The sequence below is a fragment of the Persicitalea jodogahamensis genome, from assembly GCF_014651615.1.
GTDB lineage: Bacteria > Bacteroidota > Bacteroidia > Cytophagales > Spirosomataceae > Persicitalea > Persicitalea jodogahamensis.
In genome coordinates, this window is sequence record NZ_BMXF01000007.1 from 55,881 (window position 1) to 75,323 (window position 19,443).

Sequence of the window (19,443 nt, forward strand, 5' to 3'; positions counted from 1 at the left end):
ATGGGAACATCAAATTCATATGGAGGGCCGGGTAATAGCACTCCTCTTGTACCATCGTGGCTGAATGACGAATATGACTCAGGGACAGTGCAGGATAGTCCTGAGAATGAATCAGATGAATCTGATAGTACTGCTGCAAATGGGGATGATAATACCACTGACACAGACTCTGGATTAGGAGATTCTAAGCCTTCAGCCGAACCTGATGATGCAATTAATACCGAAAGATATAGACAGGCAAGGACTAATTTTACAAGATTTGTTAAGTCTGGAGGCTCGGGCAGTGCAGCGTTAGGTCGAGCTGTCTCTAATTACGTTTCCAAATCCTCTGGCGGGTCTCGAAAGGCTGCGCAGAAAATGGGTGCTTCGAAGAGGACAACTTCTGGGATAGTCAATTTTCTGGGTTCAGTCAGAACGGAAGGTATCCAAAGCACCTTAGAAAAATATAATTTAGGGCATCTGATTGGAAGGTCGATTGAAGATATATTTCTAGGCCTGAGTGATTATATCTGCCCAGATGGTGGAAATATTGACGAAGGAATAGCGAGAAGTGCATTCATTGAGACTATAGTGGATTTGGCTGAGCAGGGGATTACCGATTTGAGTTCTTTATCTGATGCTCAATTTCAGTTGATTGTAGAAATGTATGCGACAAATGCAATTGAAGCTAGGCTATGCAACGATATTGGTACGAAAATAATTATTGCTCCCGAAAATTTATCTTCAGTAGAAAATATTCAAGAGCAGTTACACGACTTTATTAGTAGGGGTGTTTCTGATGCTGTTAATAGTTTGCCCATTGAATTTAAGGATCTGACAATGAGCGATACTACTAATTTTGTTGAACAGATTTATATTGAGGCATTTAATATATTGAAAATCTTAGGTGAAATCGAAAGCAATTCCAAATGAATAAACATATAATTATTGGAAAATTTGGGAATCAGGATGATATTCACGTATCTGAAGGTTCGGGCGAAACCGTTACGTTCTTTCCACTCATCAATGAAAATCAATCTCTGAATTATGGGATTTCCGATGCTATTCATAATTTATATAAACTGAAACTTTATCCTTCTGAGATTGGCCTAGATCTTCTGATAGTGGCGGCACATGTATATGCAGCTGATACCCGTATTTCTAGAGAACTAGAATCGCAAGATACTTGGACAAGAGAGATCCGTTTAATTATACCTGTTAGTAATGTTTCTATTTGGAACAATGCTTCATCTTCCTTGATAAGACTATTGAGTTTTTTAACAGGAGATATTTGGGAAATTGATTTCAGGCCTCGGCCTGAAAAGCATTTGATATTTTTGAATGAAAAACCAAGTGACTTACCTAGTTCTCCTTTTACCAAGCTTCAACTTTTTTCAGGCGGATTAGATAGCCTAATAGGAGCCATTAATAATCTTGCGGATGAACAGGTGCCATTATTGATTAGTCATTCTGGTGACGGGGCAACTAGCCATGCACAAAATACTTGTTTTGATACCTTAAAGTCACATTACTCCTCCAACGCCTTTGAACGTCTGAGATTATGGATGAATATTCCTAAAGAAACTTTTGGGGATAGACCTATTGAAGATACTACTCGGGGCAGATCTTTTCTGTTTTTCGCCATCGGTGTATTTGCGGGTACGGGTTTAGATAATCCCTTTATCCTCAAAACGCCCGAGAATGGCCTCATAGCATTGAACGTGCCGCTTGATCTACTGAGACTTGGATCACTGAGTACCCATACTACTCATCCCTTCTATATGGGTTTATGGAATACGATGCTGGCGGAACTTGAAATAAATGGTCAAATTCTAAATCCGTATCAAGAATGTACAAAAGGAGAAATGGTAGCTCAGTGTAATAATATTGATTTATTGCAAGAAATATTGCCAGAATCACTTTCATGCTCTTCTCCTTCAAAAGGTAGATGGAAGGGTTTAGGTACTGAACACTGCGGCTACTGCCTCCCCTGCCTGATACGAAGAGCATCCATATCTAGTACTCCATTGATTCAAGATGCTACAACTTATACATTGGCGAACCTAACATCTCGCAGCCTAGATTCTTCTCAATCTGAAGGTCATCAAGTAAGGTCATTTCAAATTGCTATTAGAAGGATTAAAAGGAATCCTGAAAAAGCCAGACTATTTATTCATAAATCTGGACCATTATTAATGGACGAACCATTGCTTTCTAATCTAGCGAAAGTTTATCTCAGAGGAATGTTAGAGGTGGACACCTTTTTGAAAAACGTGGTGACCGAACCAAAGGATTAATTATGTACCCACCTCTTGTTGATTATCACTGCCATCTGGATTTATATCCTAATTTTGAAAGTCTTATTTCAGATTGCGAACGAAGCCGTATCCACACATTGACTGTAACAACTACTCCTAAAGCATGGCCTCGAAATATTGAGTTAACAAAAAATTTAGAGTTTGTCAGGACGGCACTTGGGATGCACCCTCAACTTATTTTACAGATCGAGAACGAGTTACCAATTTGGGAAGAGTATTTATTTCAGGCAAAATTCATTGGTGAAGTTGGTCTAGACGCTGGACCAAGATTTTACAACTCTTTTGATGTTCAGAAGAGGGTTTTTAATAATATAATCAGTCAATGTTCACGAATAGGGAATAAAATATTAACTGTTCATGCTGTCAGGACTGCTTCCAAAATATTAGAAGTATTTGAACAATATAAATTACTAGATAATAATAAAGTTGTCTTGCATTGGTTTAGTGGAAGTCCCTATGACGCAAAAAAAGCGATTGATATGGGGTGTTACTTTTCAGTTAATTTAACTATGCTATCTACTCCTAAAGGTGTGGCTTTATTAAATGACATTCCCAAGGATCGTATACTCACAGAGACTGATGGGCCATTCACGCAAAGAAATGGCATTAATCAAGAACCCAAGGACGCCTTATATTGTGTTGATAGGATAGCATCCATCTGGTCATTTACTCCGAATGAAACCAGAGATATTATCTACCAAAATTTACTTCATCTTGAGACATTCAACTGAAATATTTAGAGCAAGACGAGACTTTTTTTATACTGCTTCTTAGCGGAGACGATTTTAGTGAACATGCCTGTCAAGTAAAAAGATCATAAAACTTGACAAATATGGTTTTTCCTGTTAGCTAATCCGTGGCCTGTGGCTCACAGGCTTATTAATTTGGGTTCATAAAGCCATACCTTTCTGAACCTGAACTAAGGATGGGGTTTCCTATGGAAACTACCCAAAAAACAGGGGCCAATAAGTAGGGCCAATATAAAAGGAAAAGGTTCTTTAATGGATCTGACTTGTTGACCCTTTTCGTGCCGTATCCAAGGCCTGCCGATCAAAAAGACCTTGGGCCACGCCGACTGCAGAAGACCGCCGCGTTTTGATGGCATAGGCCGCCTGAAAAGTGGTCCCTCACCTGACGCAGGGATTTAGTCCTGTCATTTCATCAGCCTTCCCCTGCTGGACAGGTACTATTATGTGTAAGGTCATTTCAGAGTAAGTAATAAGGATAAATTAGTTTGTATAAAATGGGCTAAAACTGATCTTCAAATACTGCCCTACGTTGGCCATGCATCTGTTGACTGAATAGGCGAGCGTTTCATCGTCGGAATAGTCCTCTGGCCTGAGCCACCCGCCTTTCAGATGTCTCCACATCGTCTCGGCGATGTTCAACTGGGGTGAGTATGTGGGCAGGTAAAACAGATAAAGTCCCCTTTTCTGCCAGAGGGGGATTCTGGTTGCAACTACCAAAGCGGGCCAGATATCAAATAGCCCGCCTTGATTCAATCAAAAAGGTGAAAATCAGCATTAAAATTGCCTTTTTGAACAAAAAACCATACCTTTTCATTTGACAATAGAACAAAGCAGTAGGAACGTTTATACTTGTCTATCAATGTTTTATAATCCTATTTGATATCTGGCCCGCTTTGGTAGTTGCAACCATATCTGTCCGTTCTGGTAGTTGCAACCAATGTTCCATCAAGAGCTAAAAATTAAGATAATCAACGTGTTACGCATACCGTAAATAAAAGGGTCCTTTACTTTACTGATGGATTAACACGCTGAACACAGCTTATTTTGTTCTATTTCAAGGCAGATAACTTGGTCAAACAATTAAAGTAAGCTAAGCTGTGTCGAATATTGAGTTTTCTAACTCCCTATTTTCATATTGGCCCCGTTTTGCAGTATAGACCTACGTATAAATATGGACGAGTTGCAAAATCGTCCGCCCATCACACCTGACCCGGAATCACTTTTTAAAACAAACGCGTCCTGATCGGAGTTGAGTCAGCGGGTCTGTCACCTGACAGTATGATCTATTAAACCGAAACGACCCATGACAATGCACTACGTCCGGCGAGGCACTGGCACACCCCTACTCTTAGTTCACGGCATTGGTAGCAGCCACCGGTCGTGGGATCTGATCATCGACGGCCTGGCCACCAAACGCGACGTTATCGCGGTAGATTTACCCGGCTTCGGAGCCACACCACCCCTAACGGGCGCGACCTCCATTCGTACCCTTGCCGACGCCGTGACCGATTTTCTGGCCAATAATAATCTGACGGGCATCGACGCCGTCGGCAGTTCGATGGGCGCGCGGTTAGTGATCGAACTAGCCCGGCGGGGCGGGGTGCTGGGTGCCGTCGTGTCGCTCGACCCGGGTGGTTTCTGGCAGGGCTGGGAAATTCCCTTCTTTTACCACTCCGTGCGGTTATCAGCCCAGCTCGTCGGCACATTACAACCCGCACTGCCTTTTCTGACCGGCAACCCCGTTGGCCGGACCTTGCTGTTCGCTCAGTTTTCGGCGGCTCCCTGGAAAATCCCCGCTCCGGTAGCACTACAGGAACTGCGAACGTTTGTGCCCACGCCCGCATTCAACGAACTATTGGACAATCTGGCCCATGGCGAAAAACAGCAGGGTGCCCCGGCGGGCCTCATTCAACAGCCGTTAGTTATTGGCTGGGGACGCCGGGACCTGGTTTGTCTGCCCGGTCAGTCGAAGCTCGCACTAAGTTTGTTCCCTGATGCGCAACTACACTGGTTCGCCAACTCGGGTCACTTTCCCCAAATCGACGTTCCTGAAGAAGCAATACAACTGATTCTGGACGTGACCGACGGAACGTATCAGGCTCAACCGGAGCGGACTGAGGCCCCAGTGGAGGTGAAGCACCCAAACAACGTACTGATTGGTGTAGGTGTCGCCGTTGTGGTGGCGGGCCTGTTTCTGGCACTTCGCAGCGCCAGATGGTAATCTCGGACGACGAGAGAAAAATCCGAGGCTACAAAAAAGACTGACCCGGCCTTCTCAGGCGCAAAATCAGTCTTTTTTGTCAACTAGTCCTCGCCAGATCAACCCATTAGGGGGTTCTATGTGCAAACGGGCGGATTTATACGCTAAGCAACAAGTTATATAGGTTAAATAGTCTGATTATTGGTAATCAGTGCCTTATCAAAAAGGGTATATGAAAACCAGACCCAAAAACGCCTAATCGGTTCAATCAAGATTGGTAGTTTAACCTATCAAATAGGAACTCCTTCTTGATAATCTACTATGCCAAATAAATCACTCGACCAATCCAAACGGGTGGCCCTATACGCCAGGGTGTCCACACTCGACAAAGGGCAGGATCCCGAAACACAATTACAACCCTTGCGGGAGTATGCCAGCAGGCGTGGTTTTCAAATACAGGGTGAGTACGTAGACACCGCGTCGGGCACGACCGAAGGGCGGAGCCAGTACCGGGCCATGCTGGAACTGGCCCGGAAGCGGAAACTGGATGTGGTTCTGGTGTGGCGTTACGATCGCTTTGCCCGATCCACTCAGGCGTTGGTCAACGCTCTGAAGGAATTCCAGAGCCTGGGTGTGGACTTTATCTCCTACCAGGAGAACATCGACACGACCACCCCGACCGGTGAGCTGATCTTCCACGTGATGGCTTCATTGGCTCAATTTGAGAGTTCCCTGATTAGCCAGAGGGTCAAAGCGGGTATGGCCAGGGCCAAGGCACAGGGGAAACGGATATGCAGACCCAAGCTTAATGAAATTAAGCTGAAGCAAATTCAGGATTTGCACAAAACGGGATTATCAATGAATCAGGTTAGTAAGAGGTCTGGAGTTGCTTACGGAACAGTGTATAATTACCTGGGTAAGAGAAAGGAATAATTCCAAACCGTGCGACGGCCGCCGCTATTTTTCACCGTCCGCGTCGGATGGCCACTGCGACCGTCCGCGGCTGCGGTTCATTTGTAACCAGGACCTCATATGCGACAGTGTACAACTATGCATCAAAACTAAAAACGCAGTTCCCTAACGCCGTTTTTCGCCCATTTGTAAGAAAAACCTCATTTTGAAGCAGGACCGCTAGGGCTGAGTCAGGTCAATGGGGGCTCAGAATCTTATTTTACATTTTATAAACGCTCTCCTATAAAATGTAATTAGGTCCCCCACCACCATGCGTTAGGATTTCGGGGTGGAATTCGTATTTTCGGATGATTCTGTTCCTATGCAAACGGACGTATGCAGTTGAACAAAAGCTGATCTCTGCGACTCGTACTGATTAATTTTCTAAATATTCCCGTCAGGAATTGAAGCGTTGGATGGCTATCGAGGGTGAGTTCCGGCCATTTTATCCCACAAAATATAATTCCAATTAAAGAATACGTTTATCGTATCAAAATCTCCTTTGATGAATTGCGTATCAACGGTACTATCAATCTGTTACACCTAATGTCACTGGGGACCATTCCCAAATATCCGATAACAAGTGTGCAATCAATAATGCTTATTAGTTGTGATTGACGCTGATACCAAACGCCTGTCCCGGTTAATTGCCCTACTGGCTCTGCTTCAGACTAAACGCTTGTTCAAGGCAACCGAACTGGCAGCTCGTTTTGGGGTGAGTGTGCGAACAATATACCGGGACATAAGGTCGCTGGAGGCGGCAGGTATTCCCCTTATGACTGAGGAAGGAAAAGGCTACCGGTTATTAGACAGCTACCGCCTGCCGCCCGTCATGTTAAGCGAACAAGAAGCCAACGCAATCATTACGGCCCAACATCTCATCTCAGTAAATAAGGACAGTTCGTTTTTGGATGCCTACGGGCTGGCTGTTCAAAAAATCAAAGCCGTTTTTGGCCGCACCACCCGTGACAGGGCAAATGTGCTGGATGATCGTTTAAAGGTTTATCCTAAAGCGAAGCCAGTCACCACGAGCAACCACCTCCCTATCTTACAGCGTGCCCTGACAAACTATCAACTGATCGACAATCGCTACAGGTCGGCTCAGAACGAAGCAACTTCAAGGCAAGTGGAGCCTTTCGCACTGCTTCTGAGTACAGAAGCCGATTGGCTCCTTGTCGGTTGGTGTCGATTACGGCAAGGCTTCCGTATTTTTCGGCTTGATAGAATCTCATCCCTTCACGTGCTGAACCTTTACTTCGAGCCTCATTCCATTACGCTAAAGCAATATTTCGACACACTTGGAGAATAATTAAAAATACCCCTGACATACCTCTGTCACAAGAGCAGGCTACGTTTGGCCGTCTAAACAATCATTTATTCCACCAAACGAAAAGAGTATGCATGTCATTCTTGGAGCAACGGGCCATGTGGGCTCGGCAGTGGCCCAATCACTGCTTGATCAAAACGAATCAGTGACCGTGCTAACCCGTGATCCGAAAAAGTCGAGCGAATGGGAGCGAAAAGGGGCAACCGTAGCGGTTGTGGATGTGCGCGACGTGGAAGCGTTACGCAACGTATTTAAAAAAGGGAAGCGGTTTTTTGTACTCAATCCGCCAGCCCCCCCATCGACTGACACAGCTTTGGAGGAGCGTAAGAACGCTGCCTCCATCTTGGAGGCATTGCAGGGTTCGGGGATCGAGAAGGTAGTAGTTGAATCTACCTATGGCGCCCGGCCGGGAGATAAGATTGGCGATCTGGGAGTACTTTACGAACTAGAGATCGGTCTGGCTGAAACGGGGATTCCAACCAGCGTCATACGGGCGGCCTACTACATGAGCAATTGGGACATATCGTTGCCCACTGCCCAGCGAGATGGGGAGGTGCGTACGTTCTTTCCGCTCGATATGAAACTGCCAATGGCTTCTCCGAGTGACTTGGGGAAGATGGGAGCCAAGCTGCTCATGGAGCCTGTCGGGGAAACTGGCCTGTATTATGTGGAAGGACCCCAACGGTACTCGTCGGCGGACGTGGCTGCTGCTTTTGAATCTGCTTTGGGCAGACCGGTGAAAGCTGTGCAGACGCCTCGAGAACAATGGACGACCGCGCTGAAATCTGCCGGTTTTTCCCCGGAAGGGGCCGATTCGATGGCGGCCATGACGGAAATAACGATTGAAATGATTGAAGGAAAGTCGGAATTGCCCAGCGCACCTGAGAGAGGTGAGACTTCATTGAAGAGCTATATCGGCGCGCTAGTGGCTACGGGTAGCAAAAATTGATGTTACGGGAGTTGTCACAATCGCCCCCAAAAATGGCGCATTTACCCACCATACTTGCCACTACGGGTCGCTACCTTTGAACTTACTCTTAACTGAAGCGCGATGACTATCTTACAGCAAACATTTTCGGCACCCCTTTGTAAAAGCCCCGCTAAAAACGGCTGGATCTTCGTCCAATGGCCTGATTCGGTTAGCTTCTTCGGCACCAAAGGCCTGGTCAAGGTCAAAGGTACCATTGACGGCCGTGCGTTTCAAAGCGCCTTCATGGCCCTGGGCGACGGTACTCATAAGCTACCGGTTAAGGCAGCCTTACGCGAAGTGCTGGGTAAGGAGGTCGGCCAGCACGTTCAAGTTCAATTGACCGAGCGGCTTTAGACGAGTCGCCTTCACTAGCTTAACGGCTCACTGATGACCCTAAACAACGTTAAATGGATTAGCATCGCTGTTATCACGGCTTTTCTACTCAGCGGCCTGTGGTACGCCCTTTTGGCCCAAAGGCTCGACCAATTACACTCCGCCACGACCATCACCCCACCCGCTCGTTCACAGCTGAGCACTGTTTTCGTCGAATTGATCCGGAATGCAATACTCTGTGGCAGTCTGTTATACCTGATCCGTCGAGTGAAGCTAGCGACCTGGCAGCAGGGGATTGCTTTCGCCCTGCTGCTGTGGCTTGGCTTCCCAGTCATTCTATTGACAGGGTCCATCTTCCATGAACACGTTCCCGTTGGGGTTGCCGCGATTCATGCCGGCGACTGGCTTATCAAACTGTTGGCCCTGACCTTACTGCTTCGAGTGGGTAATAGGAGTCATTAAGGCGGTGGTTGTTCGGAGATCGTTTCAATAAGAAACGGGTTAATTTCACTTGTTCGATTCGGCACTGCTTCTTGGAGTAGTCTGTTAACACAAGTTTACCTGTAAAGTGGCTTGACTGCTTATCGTCTAAATTCGCCCATCCAGCCAGAGAACCTATGCAGGAACATACCACGCTTAACTAAGCAAGCAAATCACGTACAGATAATAGGTATATGAGTACTTTAATGGCTTTATCAACCCAAACTACTAAACTTTCAATTATGTCATTCCAAAGCTACCTAAGGACCCGCAGACTTTCGAGCACTTGCTCAGGAGAAAGGTTTTACAGAGGGCGGGCTTCTGAAAGCCGATGTCAAGGCTGGTGAAATCACGAATTGGTTAGCTGATGAGTTCTCATTAGGCCAAGGTCATGCAATGGCTGTTTACGCTCTGTTGAAGGGCGTTAAGAATGATGACAGTGCTTGAAAAGTTTGCATCTTGAAACAGTTTCATATAATCACACCTATAGAATAGAAAATATGAATGTGTTTGTCACTGGAGCCACTGGGTTTGTGGGTAAGGCTGTCGTCAATAAATTTTGCCCACAACCCAGCCTGGTTGGCGGTTTCGTGTCGGTGTCAGTCATAGGGCAGTAGGGCTATGCGGATGGAAGGGTTTTTGCTAAGTCGGTCAGCACGCCCGGCAAGCCATCCTCCATACTACTGTATCGTGGTGACCAGCCCAACACCCGCCGAGCCTTTTCGTTACTTACCCGCGAGGAACTGGTCAATGACTTGACCAGCGGAGCACCAATGAGCAAACCAATCAGCCAGGGGGGCACGCTGCCCACCGGTTTGTGATTGGCCTGGCGGGTCAGTTGCCCGACCAGCTCGCGGAGCCGGATCGGCTGGTCATCCACAATGTTGAAGTTCTCGCCCCAGTATTGGCCCTCGCTCACCAGCGCAAACGCCTGCGCCAGGTCATCCACGTGTACCGGACTCCAGTAGTTGAGCCCCGGGCCGAACACGCGGAGCTGGCCCTTTTGCAGGGTGTCGTAGAAGGAGGTCTTGAATCCCCCGCCCGCCCCGTAGACAAAACCCGCCGTTACAACGGCCACCCGCAGACCCCGCTGCCGGTGCAAGCCCAAAAGGTACTCCACCATCTGCTGGTGGCCCGCTCCCAGCGGGGACGGGCTGGTCGGAGTCGTTTCGTCAATCCAAGCGTCGCCATGGTCGCCATAACAGAAGTAGCCGCTTGTGTACACCAGTGCCTTGTCGTGCGCCAGACACTCCTCGGCTAAGGCCTTGGTCATAATCGCGTCGGCTTGGTTGATTTTTGCGATGGCCCGCTTCGTCATTCGTCCTCCCACCGTCTGTTGGGCGCAGTGAATGACTACATCCGTAGTTGCAACCTGAGAAACGAAGCTGGCCGGCTGCAGCATGTCGCCGACAATCAGCGTGGCTCCCAAAACCTGAATGGGCTGAGCCTTTGCGCTATTGCGAACCAGAGCCGTGACGCGGTGGCCGCGGGCCAGCAGCGTTCGGACGATGGCACTGCCTACGAAGCCGGTACCAGCTGTAACAAAGAAATCCATATCGGTAAATTAGTCAATGATTCAAGGGGTAAAATCCACGGCAAGAAGCCGTAATGCCGGACGATCGGTAAAACCCCGCCCTAACGAATAAGCGATATTGCAGACGGCCAGAATCGCATCCGAGCGCAGGAAAGCGTACGAAGGATACCGGGCGACTGCCGTGGTACAAAGGTAGCCCTCGCACTCCGTCCGTTCTTGCTATTTTGGCAGGGTTACGGTGAGCTACCCAACCGGCAGATACAGATGGACCGGAACCGGCCACTTGTTTTGAAAGCCAGCGGCCCCCGGATACACTTCCAGGCTGGCCGCCGGGCGCAGACTGTAGCCGCCGCAGGGAAGCCAATGCTGAAAGATGGCCCGCCAGCTTTCCCAGAGCGTATCATAGGGGCCGTCGTGCGTAAAGACCCTGAACGCACCGCCCGGCTCATACCCAACGCCGAATTCTGCCGGACAAACAATCGACCGATTGCGTGTCAGCCGGATGCAGGCCTCGTAGTGGCACTGAGAGGGCTTGGTTATGGACGTGCAGTGGGGAAACCGGGCCAGGTATTGGGTTTCTTTGTCGAGCAGCTGCTGCTGGTGGGCGTAAGCCAACAGCCTCGGCCAAAGCTGAGCGGCTACCTCGTTGTAGTGTCCGTTGGCAAAGCCCAACCCGCGCGCATATAGCACCTGACCGGGTGGGAAGCGCACCATGCGGCTGTGTTTTAACATGGCATTAAGCCGTTTGTCGAGCGGTTGGACTATCGGACCCACCCCGATCTGGTTGTCCCCCAGGGATTGGAGGTAAGCCTGGGGGCTACAGCCAAAGCGTTTGCGGAAGGCTTTTGCCAGGCTGTCGACCGATTTGTAACCCACCGCCCGGGCAATTGCCGGCAGGCCGGTCCGGGAATAGCGGAGCAAGAAGGCGGCTTTCTCCAGCCGGGTGCGAATGAGCAGCCGACCGGGCGACTCGCCCGTCAGGCGGGAGAAGACCCGGTGAAGGTGAAAGGGCGAAAGCGCGGCCAGATCAGCCAGCTCGTCGAGTGACAGCGACCGGGGCAAATCCTGCGTGATGGCATCCAGCACCTGATTCACCTTCTGTTGGTGAGCCTGTCGGGTGGATTCTTTGGAAATGGATAAACGGGTTGCCATAGAAAAGGTTAGAAGTGATGGGCTGGTCCAATATACGACAACCTCGTCAATCTGCCTTACCGACTTATCCCTCGCAGGAATTCAGCCACACCATGGTTACGCGGGAGAAAGTGAGTCGACCATGAACCCATCTGCGCCATGGTTGCAAGAGTCCCAATTAATGGACAGACCTGTCAGCAGGAAAACTGAACCGATATTTATTGGCTTAACTACTCAAAAGTACAATTTTCCCCACAGCTCTCGCAAACGGAGTTTCCGGCCTTCCGCTAAATGAGTAATCAAATCTCAGGCGGTTTCTTCTGCTTGGGAACGTATGGGCTCCACAATCTTGTAGAATGTCTTATTGGAGGGAATGCCGAAGGCCTGGCAAATCTCGCGCACGGTACGGCCCTGCAAATAGGCATCGCAGACCATCGGTTGGATTTTCTGGTATTTCTTGCTCAGACCCCTGGGGCGTCCCCCGGTCCGGCCCCGAGCTCTGGCCGCAGCCAGTCCCGCCTTGGTTCGCCGGATCAGCTTCTTGCGCTCTAGCTCGGCCAGCAGCGCAAACAGCTTGAAGATGAACTCGCCGTGTTCGGTCGTCGTGTCGATCAGCGGCTGGGAGACCGACTTGAAGCCGATGCCCCTTTCGTTCCACTCGTCGACGACCATGACCAGCTCGACCATCGTGCGGCCCAGGCGGTCGATGTCGTATACAACCACCGTGTCGCCCGGTCGCAGCTGCTCCTGCATCTTTTCGAACTCAGGGCGCTGCTTGGCCGCGCCGGAAACCTTCTCGTAGAATAGGGTTAAATTAAAAGAATGAACAAAAAGCGCCACGCTGAGACCTTACTTGCGCTTTCTCAATGGTCCTTCCACCTCAATGCCAGCGTATCTCAGGATTTTGTAGAGCGTGGGTTGGCTTTTTATCCCGAACATCTCCCTGATTTCATCCGTGCTCCGGCTGTTCTTTTCATAAATTTCTTTGACCTCAGAAGCAATTTTGCGATAGCGCTCGCTTAACCCCTGCGGCCTGCCACCCGACCTGCCCCTTGCACGAGCCGACGCCAGGCCCGCTTTTGTCCTCTCCCGGATGATGTTCCGCTCATGCTCCGCCAACACGCACATGAACTGGAAGAACAGATTGCCCGTGGCCGTGCTGGTGTCGATTGATTCAGAAAGTGACTTGAGCTTCACCCCCCTGTTTTTTAATTCCTCGATCAATTCGATGAGCTTAATCGTACTTCTGCCCAGCCGCCGGGGGGCCGGTGCCATCGAGTTTCCAGATAACCACGGTATCGCCGGGGTGGGCATAGGCCAGCAGCTTTTCGAAATTCGGCTTGCTGGATTTCACCCCCGACACCTTATCGGTAAAGACCCTCTTGCAGCCTTCCTTTCCCAACGCATCAAGCTGAAGGTCCAGATTCTGTTCTAGGCCGGTCGGCCGTTGCCGTGGAGACCCGGGCGTATCCCAGTTTGATCATTTTATGTACGAAACTTAACAAATAAGCTATTCAAAGTTTCTGAGGAATTCCAAAAAACGGCCGTAGGACGCTGAGTATTGAAAATACGACTAGCCAACCAAAACGCCTACGGCCATGTCCAAATTAACAAAAAAATCATCAACCAACACCTCGTGCCCCACCTGTCGAAGGGCAAACGCTAGCCGGAATGCAGCGTAGGCCTTTGGCGCTTCGTCCGCTCGATTGCCCACCGCGTCAAGACGGGTATCCAGTGGCACGAGTTGCCCACGCGGGGTTGATTTAACAAATACAAAATTGGCTGAAAATCAGCGTATTATTACTGCTAATCCCCGGCCACGTCTAGTAAGATTCCAAATGTATCGCTTTAAAAGGGCGATACAGATTTTAGATTATTTTAGACTGTCTCCATAGGCCCTTGCAAGTTCATATTTGCAGCGGCCTTTTTTCGGTTGTGTCTTATAGTATATGCTGAGTTGGGGAAATCCAATTTTTCGTCACACTCTTGTGCCTAAAGAAATCTTGGTTTATAGTCCTAGTTCCATGGCCGCATCATGACGTACCACCTGCTGCACGCGGGTGTAGCGGTCGATTGTCGTGCGGGTGAAGGTCTTGGTCTGCGATTCGATAGATCTGAAGGCATGAAATCCTACCGCTACATAAGATCACCCCACCAGAACCGTCTCCATCAGGAACCAATTAAATTATATCTGTTTCATGTTGCATGGCCAACTGAAAGCCTGAGCACAAGAAAACATGTATTCACATGATGATCAGTTTGTCAATTGGTTTCTATTATTGAATGATCCGACACGTACCGATGAAGCAGATCATACTAATAACCAGATAGAAATTGCATTAAATAAAAAATAATTGAAACAATATTTAGGGATATGGCCTCCGAGTGGAACCTTTAGGGGTAATAGGTAGAACCCCAATCGATGCGTGACCACAATCCGGCTGACGAAGAGTTGGTAAAGTTGCTGAAAAATGATGATGCTGTTGCTTTCGGCCTAATTTATCGCCGATACTGGCGGCAGCTCTTCACATTTGTCATGCGGCAACTCGATTCCAAGGAAGATGCGGAGGAAATCGTCCACGATCAGATGCTCAGCTTGTGGCAAAATCGTGCCAATTCCAACATACGTAACCTGAAGGTTTACCTATTTGTCGGCACCCGCAATTTGGTCAATAAATCCATTCGTGAAAGAATCAACATCCGAAAGTACCGGGAGTACCAGTTGCTTATGGGCGTGGGAGAGCATTTGGATGCTAGCGACCCTCCTGACGCAAACAAGCTGGCGGAGGCTATTGAAAATGTTCTTAAGGACATGCCGGAGAAAACCGCTCGAATTTTCAGAATGAGTAAAATGGAAGAGATTCCCGTAAAATCCATTGCCTCGAAAATGGAACTTAGCGAAAAGGCGGTAGAATATCACATCACCAAGTCCATGAAGTTGCTGCGTCATCAGCTGAAAACCTTTCACTCCGACAATTAATTGATTCCCAAATGACTGAGCAGGAATTTGACGACTTGACAGCAAAATACCAGAAAGGCGACTGCAAGCCCGAAGAAGTTCTGTTGATCGAGAACTGGGCTCGTAGGATGTATGAGCAGAGCGATGCATCGGCAATGTCAGAGAATGAAGAAGAGGTTAATTTGATCGAAACCCGAATCTGGAAGCGGCTTATGCAGGTAATTTCGCCACCCAAGCCAAGCACCAATGCATTTAAACAGCTTTTGCTTTGGCCCCTGCTTGTGGCAGCAGCCTGCCTATCGGTGGTTTGTGGCTATTTTTTAATAGACTCAGATCGTCCTACCATCCAGGCGGAGAAACCAAGTCATGGGCTGGAGACAAGAAATACAACCACGTCAACGCAGAAAATTTTCCTGGCAGACGGAAGTACGGTGTTGCTCGAGAAGGGGGCCGATATACTGATTGACGAAAACTACGGCAAAAGAAAGCGGAAGGTGTACCTCACCGGAGAGGCTTTTTTTGAAGTAAAACGCAATGAAAAAGTGCCTTTCCTGGTGTATTCCGGTGGGTTAGTAACCGAGGTTCTCGGTACTAGCTTCCACATAAAACCCGAGGGCGTTGGTAAATCTATTGAGGTTTCAGTCAAGTCCGGGAAAGTTTCTGTCTATTCCAGCCATCCCCATAAAGCCGGCAATTTCGACGGGGTCATCCTCACGCCTAACCAGAAGGTACACTTCGATCCCGAACTACAGACCATCCGCCAGGAAATTGTGGACTCTCCGCGTATTGTAACGACAGGAGCGGAATTGCCCAATTTCGATTTTCACGAGGAGTCCATCGAGACGGTAATAGGCCGGCTGAGCACCGCCTACGGAGTGGAAATTGTGCTACCCGGTTCCGGTCTGGGCCGGTGTAAATTCATTGGAAACTTGTCGGGCCTGCCGATGTATGAACAATTAAGATTTGTCTGCGAATCGGTGGGAGCAAGGTTCGAGACCCGGGGAACCACCATTTTCATTTCGGGAAACGGATGCGAATGAGAGGCAACGAAAACAAGGAGTTTTTTAAACACTATTTACTTTATCCAATCCCTACCCTTATGTCCAACTATTTACCGATGCCCTTTCTAAAACGGGGGTTATTCAGAATTTACCTGCAGCAAGCGACGCTGGTATTATTGATTTGTGGCGTTGCTGTTGCCCGCGAAAGTTCCGGGCAGGATATTCTCAATAAATACATTACTCTGGATGTGGAAAATGCGGAGCTTGGCAAGGTGTTGACACTCATCGAGAGTCAAACCGAAGTACGTTTTTTGTATAGCCCAAGCGTCGTCAAAGTTAATTTGAGGGTCAATGTAAAGGCGAACAAAAAGAAACTCGAATCAGTACTTGAGGAGTTATTCGAGCCCCTTTCCATCACCTTTACGGTTTCCGATAATCGCATTTTGTTGAAGAGTGACCGGAGGAATACTGGTTTGGCTCCGGCACAAGAAAAACTCGTACGCTCGATTGAACAAACCGTCTCCGGGAAGGTAACCAGTGAAGAGGGAGAGGGTTTACCGGGAGTGAGCGTATTGATGAAGGGCACTACGCGTGGCACAACCACCGATCAGTCGGGAAATTATCGGTTGGAAGTTGCGAACGGGCAGTCAATACTCGTATTTAGTTTCGTTGGATTTTTGTCAAAGGAGGTGCCCGTGGGCAGCCAATCCGTTATCGATGTAGTCCTGTCGGCCGACACTAAAGCCCTTAATGAAGTGGTAGTAGTCGGATACAGTTCAAAAAACCAAACTCAACTATCGAGTTCAGTATCAGTGGTCAGCGCCGAGAAACTGAAAGGCGTGACAAGCCCCAGCCTGGGTAACCTGTTGCAGGGCCGGGCATCGGGTGTCATGATTTCGGCTGCCTCGGGACAGCCTGGTGCTGACCCTGCCATTAGAATAAGGGGCACTGGCACAATTACTGCCGGAGCAGGTCCTTTGTATGTGGTGGATGGGGTTATCGGGGGGACGGCCAACCCCAGTGATATTGAATCGGTCACCATCCTGAAAGATGCCGCGGCTACCGGTCTATACGGTTCACGGGCATCCAATGGGGTAATCGTCATTACTACGAAAAGCGGTAAGGCAGGCAAAACCCGGATCAATTTTAACACCTCAGTTGGCACCAGTACAGTTTCGCGGGGAAATTTTCGGATGATGAACACCCAGGAGTACTATGACCTGACCCGCCCCATGTATGTGAATGACTATACCGGAAAAAGGGATGGTTTTGTGAAGGAACTCACCGCTACCAACCCGAATCCATCGGAAGCCCAGGTGTCCGCCTACCTGAAGTCAAAAAACTTACCAGGTACCCTGGACGAGTATCTGAGCATAAATTTTCCGGCCAGTTTGCTGAATTATGACACCGACTGGAGCGACCTGGTGTACCGAACGGGGAAGACCCAGAATTACGAACTGTCCGCTTCGGGTGGAGACGAGAAAACCAGGTTCTATGTAGGAGGAAACTACTACAATGAACAGGGTACCATCACCACTTCTGCTTATGAGCGGTACAATGTACGTATGAACATTGAGCATCAGATCAACCGGAAGTTCAGAATTAGCGGTCGCATCAATGGCCGGATGGACAACACGAATTACGACTATTCCGGTGAGCGGGGTGGTGCTTGGACCACCTACTACAACCTGCCCACCGACCGGCCTTACAACGACGACGGCAGCATTCGTATTGGGACGGAATCCGATTGGTTCGGACGTGACCGGTTCAACTTCCTGTACCCACTCCAATACAATTACAGCAAATCGAGATCCAGTAATATCCAGGCCGATTTCGTGCTGAACTACGATATCAACGACTGGCTCAGCTTTTCAACGACCAACCGGGCGGGTATTGAAAATGAGCGGGGGGAGATATACGACGATCCCCGCACCCTGACGGGTGGGATACGCAAAGGATTGCTGCGCAACAACCTTTCGTACAATCAGAACCTTTTGAATTCTAACCTGCTGAAAGCCTCGCACAATTTTGGCGATCATGGGGTCAGCGGCCTGGTGGGGGCCGAATTCCAAACCAATTACGGAGATTTTACCAACAGTAGTGGGGGAGGGGTACCTTCCGGTTTGAATGTAATGGATGTATCGGCGACACCGGTTGCCATTGGGGGGACAAAGTACCGTAGCGCCTTTAATTCCTACTTCACTCAGGCGGACTACAACTATGACAACCGGTACTTCGCAACGGCCTCCTTCCGGCGGGACGGTTCATCGAAATTTGGAGAAAATAATCAGTATGGCAATTTCTGGGCATTGGGCGGTTCGTGGATTGTGTCCAATGAGGACTTTTTTAAAAATAGTGGGTCTATCAGCCTACTCAAGTTCAGAGGGAGCTACGGCACTACGGGAAATGCCAACATCACCGACTTCATTTCCAGGGCCCTGTACAGTTACTCCACCCAGTACAATGGTTCTTCCGGCGCCATTCCTGTCCGGCTGGCCAATCCGGACCTGACCTGGGAGAAGGCATTCACTACCAACGTAGGTCTGAATATCGGCTTTTTGGGTCGTATTGACCTGTCGGTGGATGCCTACCAGCGCGATACGAAAGATCTGCTCTTCGACGTGCCGCTTTCTTCCGCGGCGGGCTTTAAGACCCAGATTCAAAACATCGGGCAGATCAGAAACAAAGGGATCGACGTGGAACTGAACACAACCAACGTTACCCGGAAGGATTTCAGCTGGAACACCAACTTCAATATCGGGTTCAACCGCAACCGGGTGGTGGCCTTGTACAAAGGACAAGACATTGACCTGGGTACCCGGCGCATCAGCGTGGGGCAGCCCCTCAATACCTGGTACATGCAGAAATGGCTGGGGGTGGATCCGGAAACCGGCAAGCCACTGTGGGAAAAACTAACTTACGACGAAACGGGGGCTGTCAGAACCCGGGAAACGACCTCCAACTACAATGAAGCCACCCGACAAATGCTGGGCAAGAGCAATCCCAATTTTACGGGCGGCTTTACCAACAACCTCTCCTATAAGGGCATCACCCTGGATATTTTCCTAATGTTCTCCCAGGGCTCACTCATCAACCACGCCCTGCTGGAGAACCTGGGCGGCGACGGGGCCTTCCCGACCACCAACAGCGTGGCTCTCCGGCCGGGAGAATCCCGCTGGGCGAAGCCGGGTGACATCGCTACTCACCCCTTACCGATCCTGGGCGGTAACCTGAATTCCAACAAGCTTTCTTCCCGCTATCTTGAGAATGGAAGCTACATCCGATTGCGGAACATCCGCCTGGGATACGCGCTATCTGCTAAACTGGTGCAGCGATTGAAGCTATCTGGTATTAACGTGTTCGTTACGGGTGATAACCTCCACACCTGGACCAAATTCTCGGGTATGGATCCCGAGGTGGCCCTGGATAATGCTTCGGCGGGACTGACCAATTATTTCGTCAGCAAGAAACTTCTCTTTGGATTGAACCTTGGACTCTAAATTCCCATCCA

The 19,443-nt window shown here is 49.0% G+C and carries 18 protein-coding genes and 1 pseudogene; 13 read left to right on the top strand and 6 right to left on the bottom strand.

The window, feature by feature from the left end; translation table 11 throughout:
- From qatB to qatD, 3 genes are read left to right on the top strand one after another with little or no spacing between them, the layout of a single operon-like run.
- Complete coding sequence (qatB, locus tag IE117_RS23980) at window positions 1-912, top strand: Qat anti-phage system associated protein QatB (RefSeq protein ID WP_189568233.1); 912 nt, start codon at window positions 1-3, stop codon at window positions 910-912.
- The gene (gene qatC, locus IE117_RS23985; protein WP_189568235.1) at window positions 909-2,276 is read left to right on the top strand and encodes a Qat anti-phage system QueC-like protein QatC; all 1,368 of its coding nucleotides are present in this window, start codon (window positions 909-911) and stop codon (window positions 2,274-2,276) included. Before qatB ends, qatC begins: the two co-directional genes overlap by 4 nt.
- 2 nt (window positions 2,277-2,278) lie before the next feature.
- Window positions 2,279-3,028 carry a Qat anti-phage system TatD family nuclease QatD gene (gene qatD / locus IE117_RS23990; protein WP_189568237.1) on the top strand — a complete coding sequence of 250 codons (750 nt, stop codon included), beginning with the start codon at window positions 2,279-2,281 and terminating at the stop codon, window positions 3,026-3,028.
- Between the two features lie 498 nt (window positions 3,029-3,526).
- On the opposite strand, the gene IE117_RS26615 is transcribed toward qatD, so the two are convergent.
- Window positions 3,527-3,799 (bottom strand): transposase, encoded by a 273-nt coding sequence (locus IE117_RS26615; protein ID WP_374757977.1) that lies wholly within the window; start codon window positions 3,797-3,799, stop codon window positions 3,527-3,529.
- Between the two features lie 550 nt (window positions 3,800-4,349).
- Between IE117_RS26615 and IE117_RS24000 the strand changes: the two genes are divergently transcribed.
- From IE117_RS24000 to IE117_RS24030, 7 genes and pseudogenes are all read left to right on the top strand, one after another.
- Window positions 4,350-5,267, top strand: a complete 918-nt coding sequence (locus IE117_RS24000; RefSeq protein ID WP_189568241.1) for an alpha/beta fold hydrolase — start codon at window positions 4,350-4,352, stop codon at window positions 5,265-5,267.
- A gap of 300 nt (window positions 5,268-5,567) precedes the next feature.
- Complete coding sequence (locus tag IE117_RS24005; protein ID WP_189568243.1) at window positions 5,568-6,179, top strand: recombinase family protein; 612 nt, start codon at window positions 5,568-5,570, stop codon at window positions 6,177-6,179.
- A gap of 628 nt (window positions 6,180-6,807) precedes the next feature.
- The gene (locus tag IE117_RS24010; protein WP_189568245.1) at window positions 6,808-7,506 is read left to right on the top strand and encodes a helix-turn-helix transcriptional regulator; all 699 of its coding nucleotides are present in this window, start codon (window positions 6,808-6,810) and stop codon (window positions 7,504-7,506) included.
- Between the two features lie 88 nt (window positions 7,507-7,594).
- Entirely contained in the window at window positions 7,595-8,473 is an 879-nt protein-coding gene (locus IE117_RS24015; protein WP_189568247.1) for an NmrA family NAD(P)-binding protein, read from the top strand.
- Between the two features lie 102 nt (window positions 8,474-8,575).
- Window positions 8,576-8,848, top strand: a complete 273-nt coding sequence (locus tag IE117_RS24020; protein ID WP_189568249.1) for a DUF1905 domain-containing protein — start codon at window positions 8,576-8,578, stop codon at window positions 8,846-8,848.
- 33 nt (window positions 8,849-8,881) lie between these two features.
- Complete coding sequence (locus IE117_RS24025) at window positions 8,882-9,289, top strand: DUF1761 domain-containing protein (protein WP_189568251.1); 408 nt, start codon at window positions 8,882-8,884, stop codon at window positions 9,287-9,289.
- A gap of 297 nt (window positions 9,290-9,586) precedes the next feature.
- A pseudogene (locus IE117_RS24030) lies at window positions 9,587-9,754 on the top strand (DUF4287 domain-containing protein); the annotation flags it as partial.
- Window positions 9,755-9,926: 172 nt separating this feature from the next.
- On the opposite strand, the gene IE117_RS24035 reads toward IE117_RS24030, so the two are convergent.
- The 5 genes from IE117_RS24035 to IE117_RS26620 form a co-directional block, all read right to left on the bottom strand.
- The gene (locus tag IE117_RS24035) at window positions 9,927-10,862 is read right to left on the bottom strand and encodes an NAD-dependent epimerase/dehydratase family protein (RefSeq protein ID WP_189568253.1); all 936 of its coding nucleotides are present in this window, start codon (window positions 10,860-10,862) and stop codon (window positions 9,927-9,929) included.
- A gap of 222 nt (window positions 10,863-11,084) precedes the next feature.
- Window positions 11,085-11,993, bottom strand: coding sequence for an AraC family transcriptional regulator (locus IE117_RS24040; RefSeq protein WP_189568255.1), 909 nt, complete (start codon window positions 11,991-11,993; stop codon window positions 11,085-11,087).
- Window positions 11,994-12,278: 285 nt separating this feature from the next.
- Window positions 12,279-12,812, bottom strand: a complete 534-nt coding sequence (locus tag IE117_RS24045; protein WP_189568256.1) for a recombinase family protein — start codon at window positions 12,810-12,812, stop codon at window positions 12,279-12,281.
- A gap of 9 nt (window positions 12,813-12,821) precedes the next feature.
- Entirely contained in the window at window positions 12,822-13,247 is a 426-nt protein-coding gene (locus IE117_RS24050; protein ID WP_374757978.1) for a recombinase family protein, read from the bottom strand.
- The gene (locus IE117_RS26620; protein WP_374757979.1) at window positions 13,207-13,374 is read right to left on the bottom strand and encodes a recombinase family protein; all 168 of its coding nucleotides are present in this window, start codon (window positions 13,372-13,374) and stop codon (window positions 13,207-13,209) included. Before IE117_RS26620 ends, IE117_RS24050 begins: the two co-directional genes overlap by 41 nt.
- A 1,020-nt stretch (window positions 13,375-14,394) precedes the next feature.
- Here IE117_RS26620 and IE117_RS24055 point away from each other — a divergent pair.
- Genes IE117_RS24055 through IE117_RS24065 form a run of 3 tightly spaced genes read left to right on the top strand, consistent with a single transcriptional unit; the run spans window position 14,395 to window position 19,432 of the window.
- The gene (locus IE117_RS24055; protein ID WP_189568258.1) at window positions 14,395-14,952 is read left to right on the top strand and encodes a sigma-70 family RNA polymerase sigma factor; all 558 of its coding nucleotides are present in this window, start codon (window positions 14,395-14,397) and stop codon (window positions 14,950-14,952) included.
- 11 nt (window positions 14,953-14,963) lie between these two features.
- A complete protein-coding gene (locus IE117_RS24060) occupies window positions 14,964-15,971 on the top strand; it encodes a FecR family protein (RefSeq protein WP_189568260.1) in 1,008 nt (335 codons plus the stop codon).
- Between the two features lie 59 nt (window positions 15,972-16,030).
- Window positions 16,031-19,432 carry a SusC/RagA family TonB-linked outer membrane protein gene (locus tag IE117_RS24065; RefSeq protein WP_189568262.1) on the top strand — a complete coding sequence of 1,134 codons (3,402 nt, stop codon included), beginning with the start codon at window positions 16,031-16,033 and terminating at the stop codon, window positions 19,430-19,432.
- Window positions 19,433-19,443 lie beyond the last annotated feature (11 nt).

Excerpts from the sequence above, each read along its gene's own strand:
- qatB (WP_189568233.1), top strand. The coding sequence starts at position 1 with ATGGGAACATCAAATTCATATGGAGGGCCGGGTAATAGCACTCCTCTT.
- qatC (WP_189568235.1), top strand. The coding sequence starts at position 909 with ATGAATAAACATATAATTATTGGAAAATTTGGGAATCAGGATGATATT.
- qatD (WP_189568237.1), top strand. The coding sequence starts at position 2,279 with ATGTACCCACCTCTTGTTGATTATCACTGCCATCTGGATTTATATCCT.
- IE117_RS24000 (WP_189568241.1), top strand. The coding sequence starts at position 4,350 with ATGACAATGCACTACGTCCGGCGAGGCACTGGCACACCCCTACTCTTA.
- IE117_RS24005 (WP_189568243.1), top strand. The coding sequence starts at position 5,568 with ATGCCAAATAAATCACTCGACCAATCCAAACGGGTGGCCCTATACGCC.
- IE117_RS24015 (WP_189568247.1), top strand. The coding sequence starts at position 7,595 with ATGCATGTCATTCTTGGAGCAACGGGCCATGTGGGCTCGGCAGTGGCC.
- IE117_RS24020 (WP_189568249.1), top strand. The coding sequence starts at position 8,576 with ATGACTATCTTACAGCAAACATTTTCGGCACCCCTTTGTAAAAGCCCC.
- IE117_RS24025 (WP_189568251.1), top strand. The coding sequence starts at position 8,882 with ATGACCCTAAACAACGTTAAATGGATTAGCATCGCTGTTATCACGGCT.
- IE117_RS24035 (WP_189568253.1), bottom strand. The coding sequence starts at position 10,862 with ATGGATTTCTTTGTTACAGCTGGTACCGGCTTCGTAGGCAGTGCCATC.
- IE117_RS24040 (WP_189568255.1), bottom strand. The coding sequence starts at position 11,993 with ATGGCAACCCGTTTATCCATTTCCAAAGAATCCACCCGACAGGCTCAC.
- IE117_RS24050 (WP_374757978.1), bottom strand. The coding sequence starts at position 13,247 with ATGGCACCGGCCCCCCGGCGGCTGGGCAGAAGTACGATTAAGCTCATC.
- IE117_RS24055 (WP_189568258.1), top strand. The coding sequence starts at position 14,395 with ATGCGTGACCACAATCCGGCTGACGAAGAGTTGGTAAAGTTGCTGAAA.
- IE117_RS24060 (WP_189568260.1), top strand. The coding sequence starts at position 14,964 with ATGACTGAGCAGGAATTTGACGACTTGACAGCAAAATACCAGAAAGGC.
- IE117_RS24065 (WP_189568262.1), top strand. The coding sequence starts at position 16,031 with ATGTCCAACTATTTACCGATGCCCTTTCTAAAACGGGGGTTATTCAGA.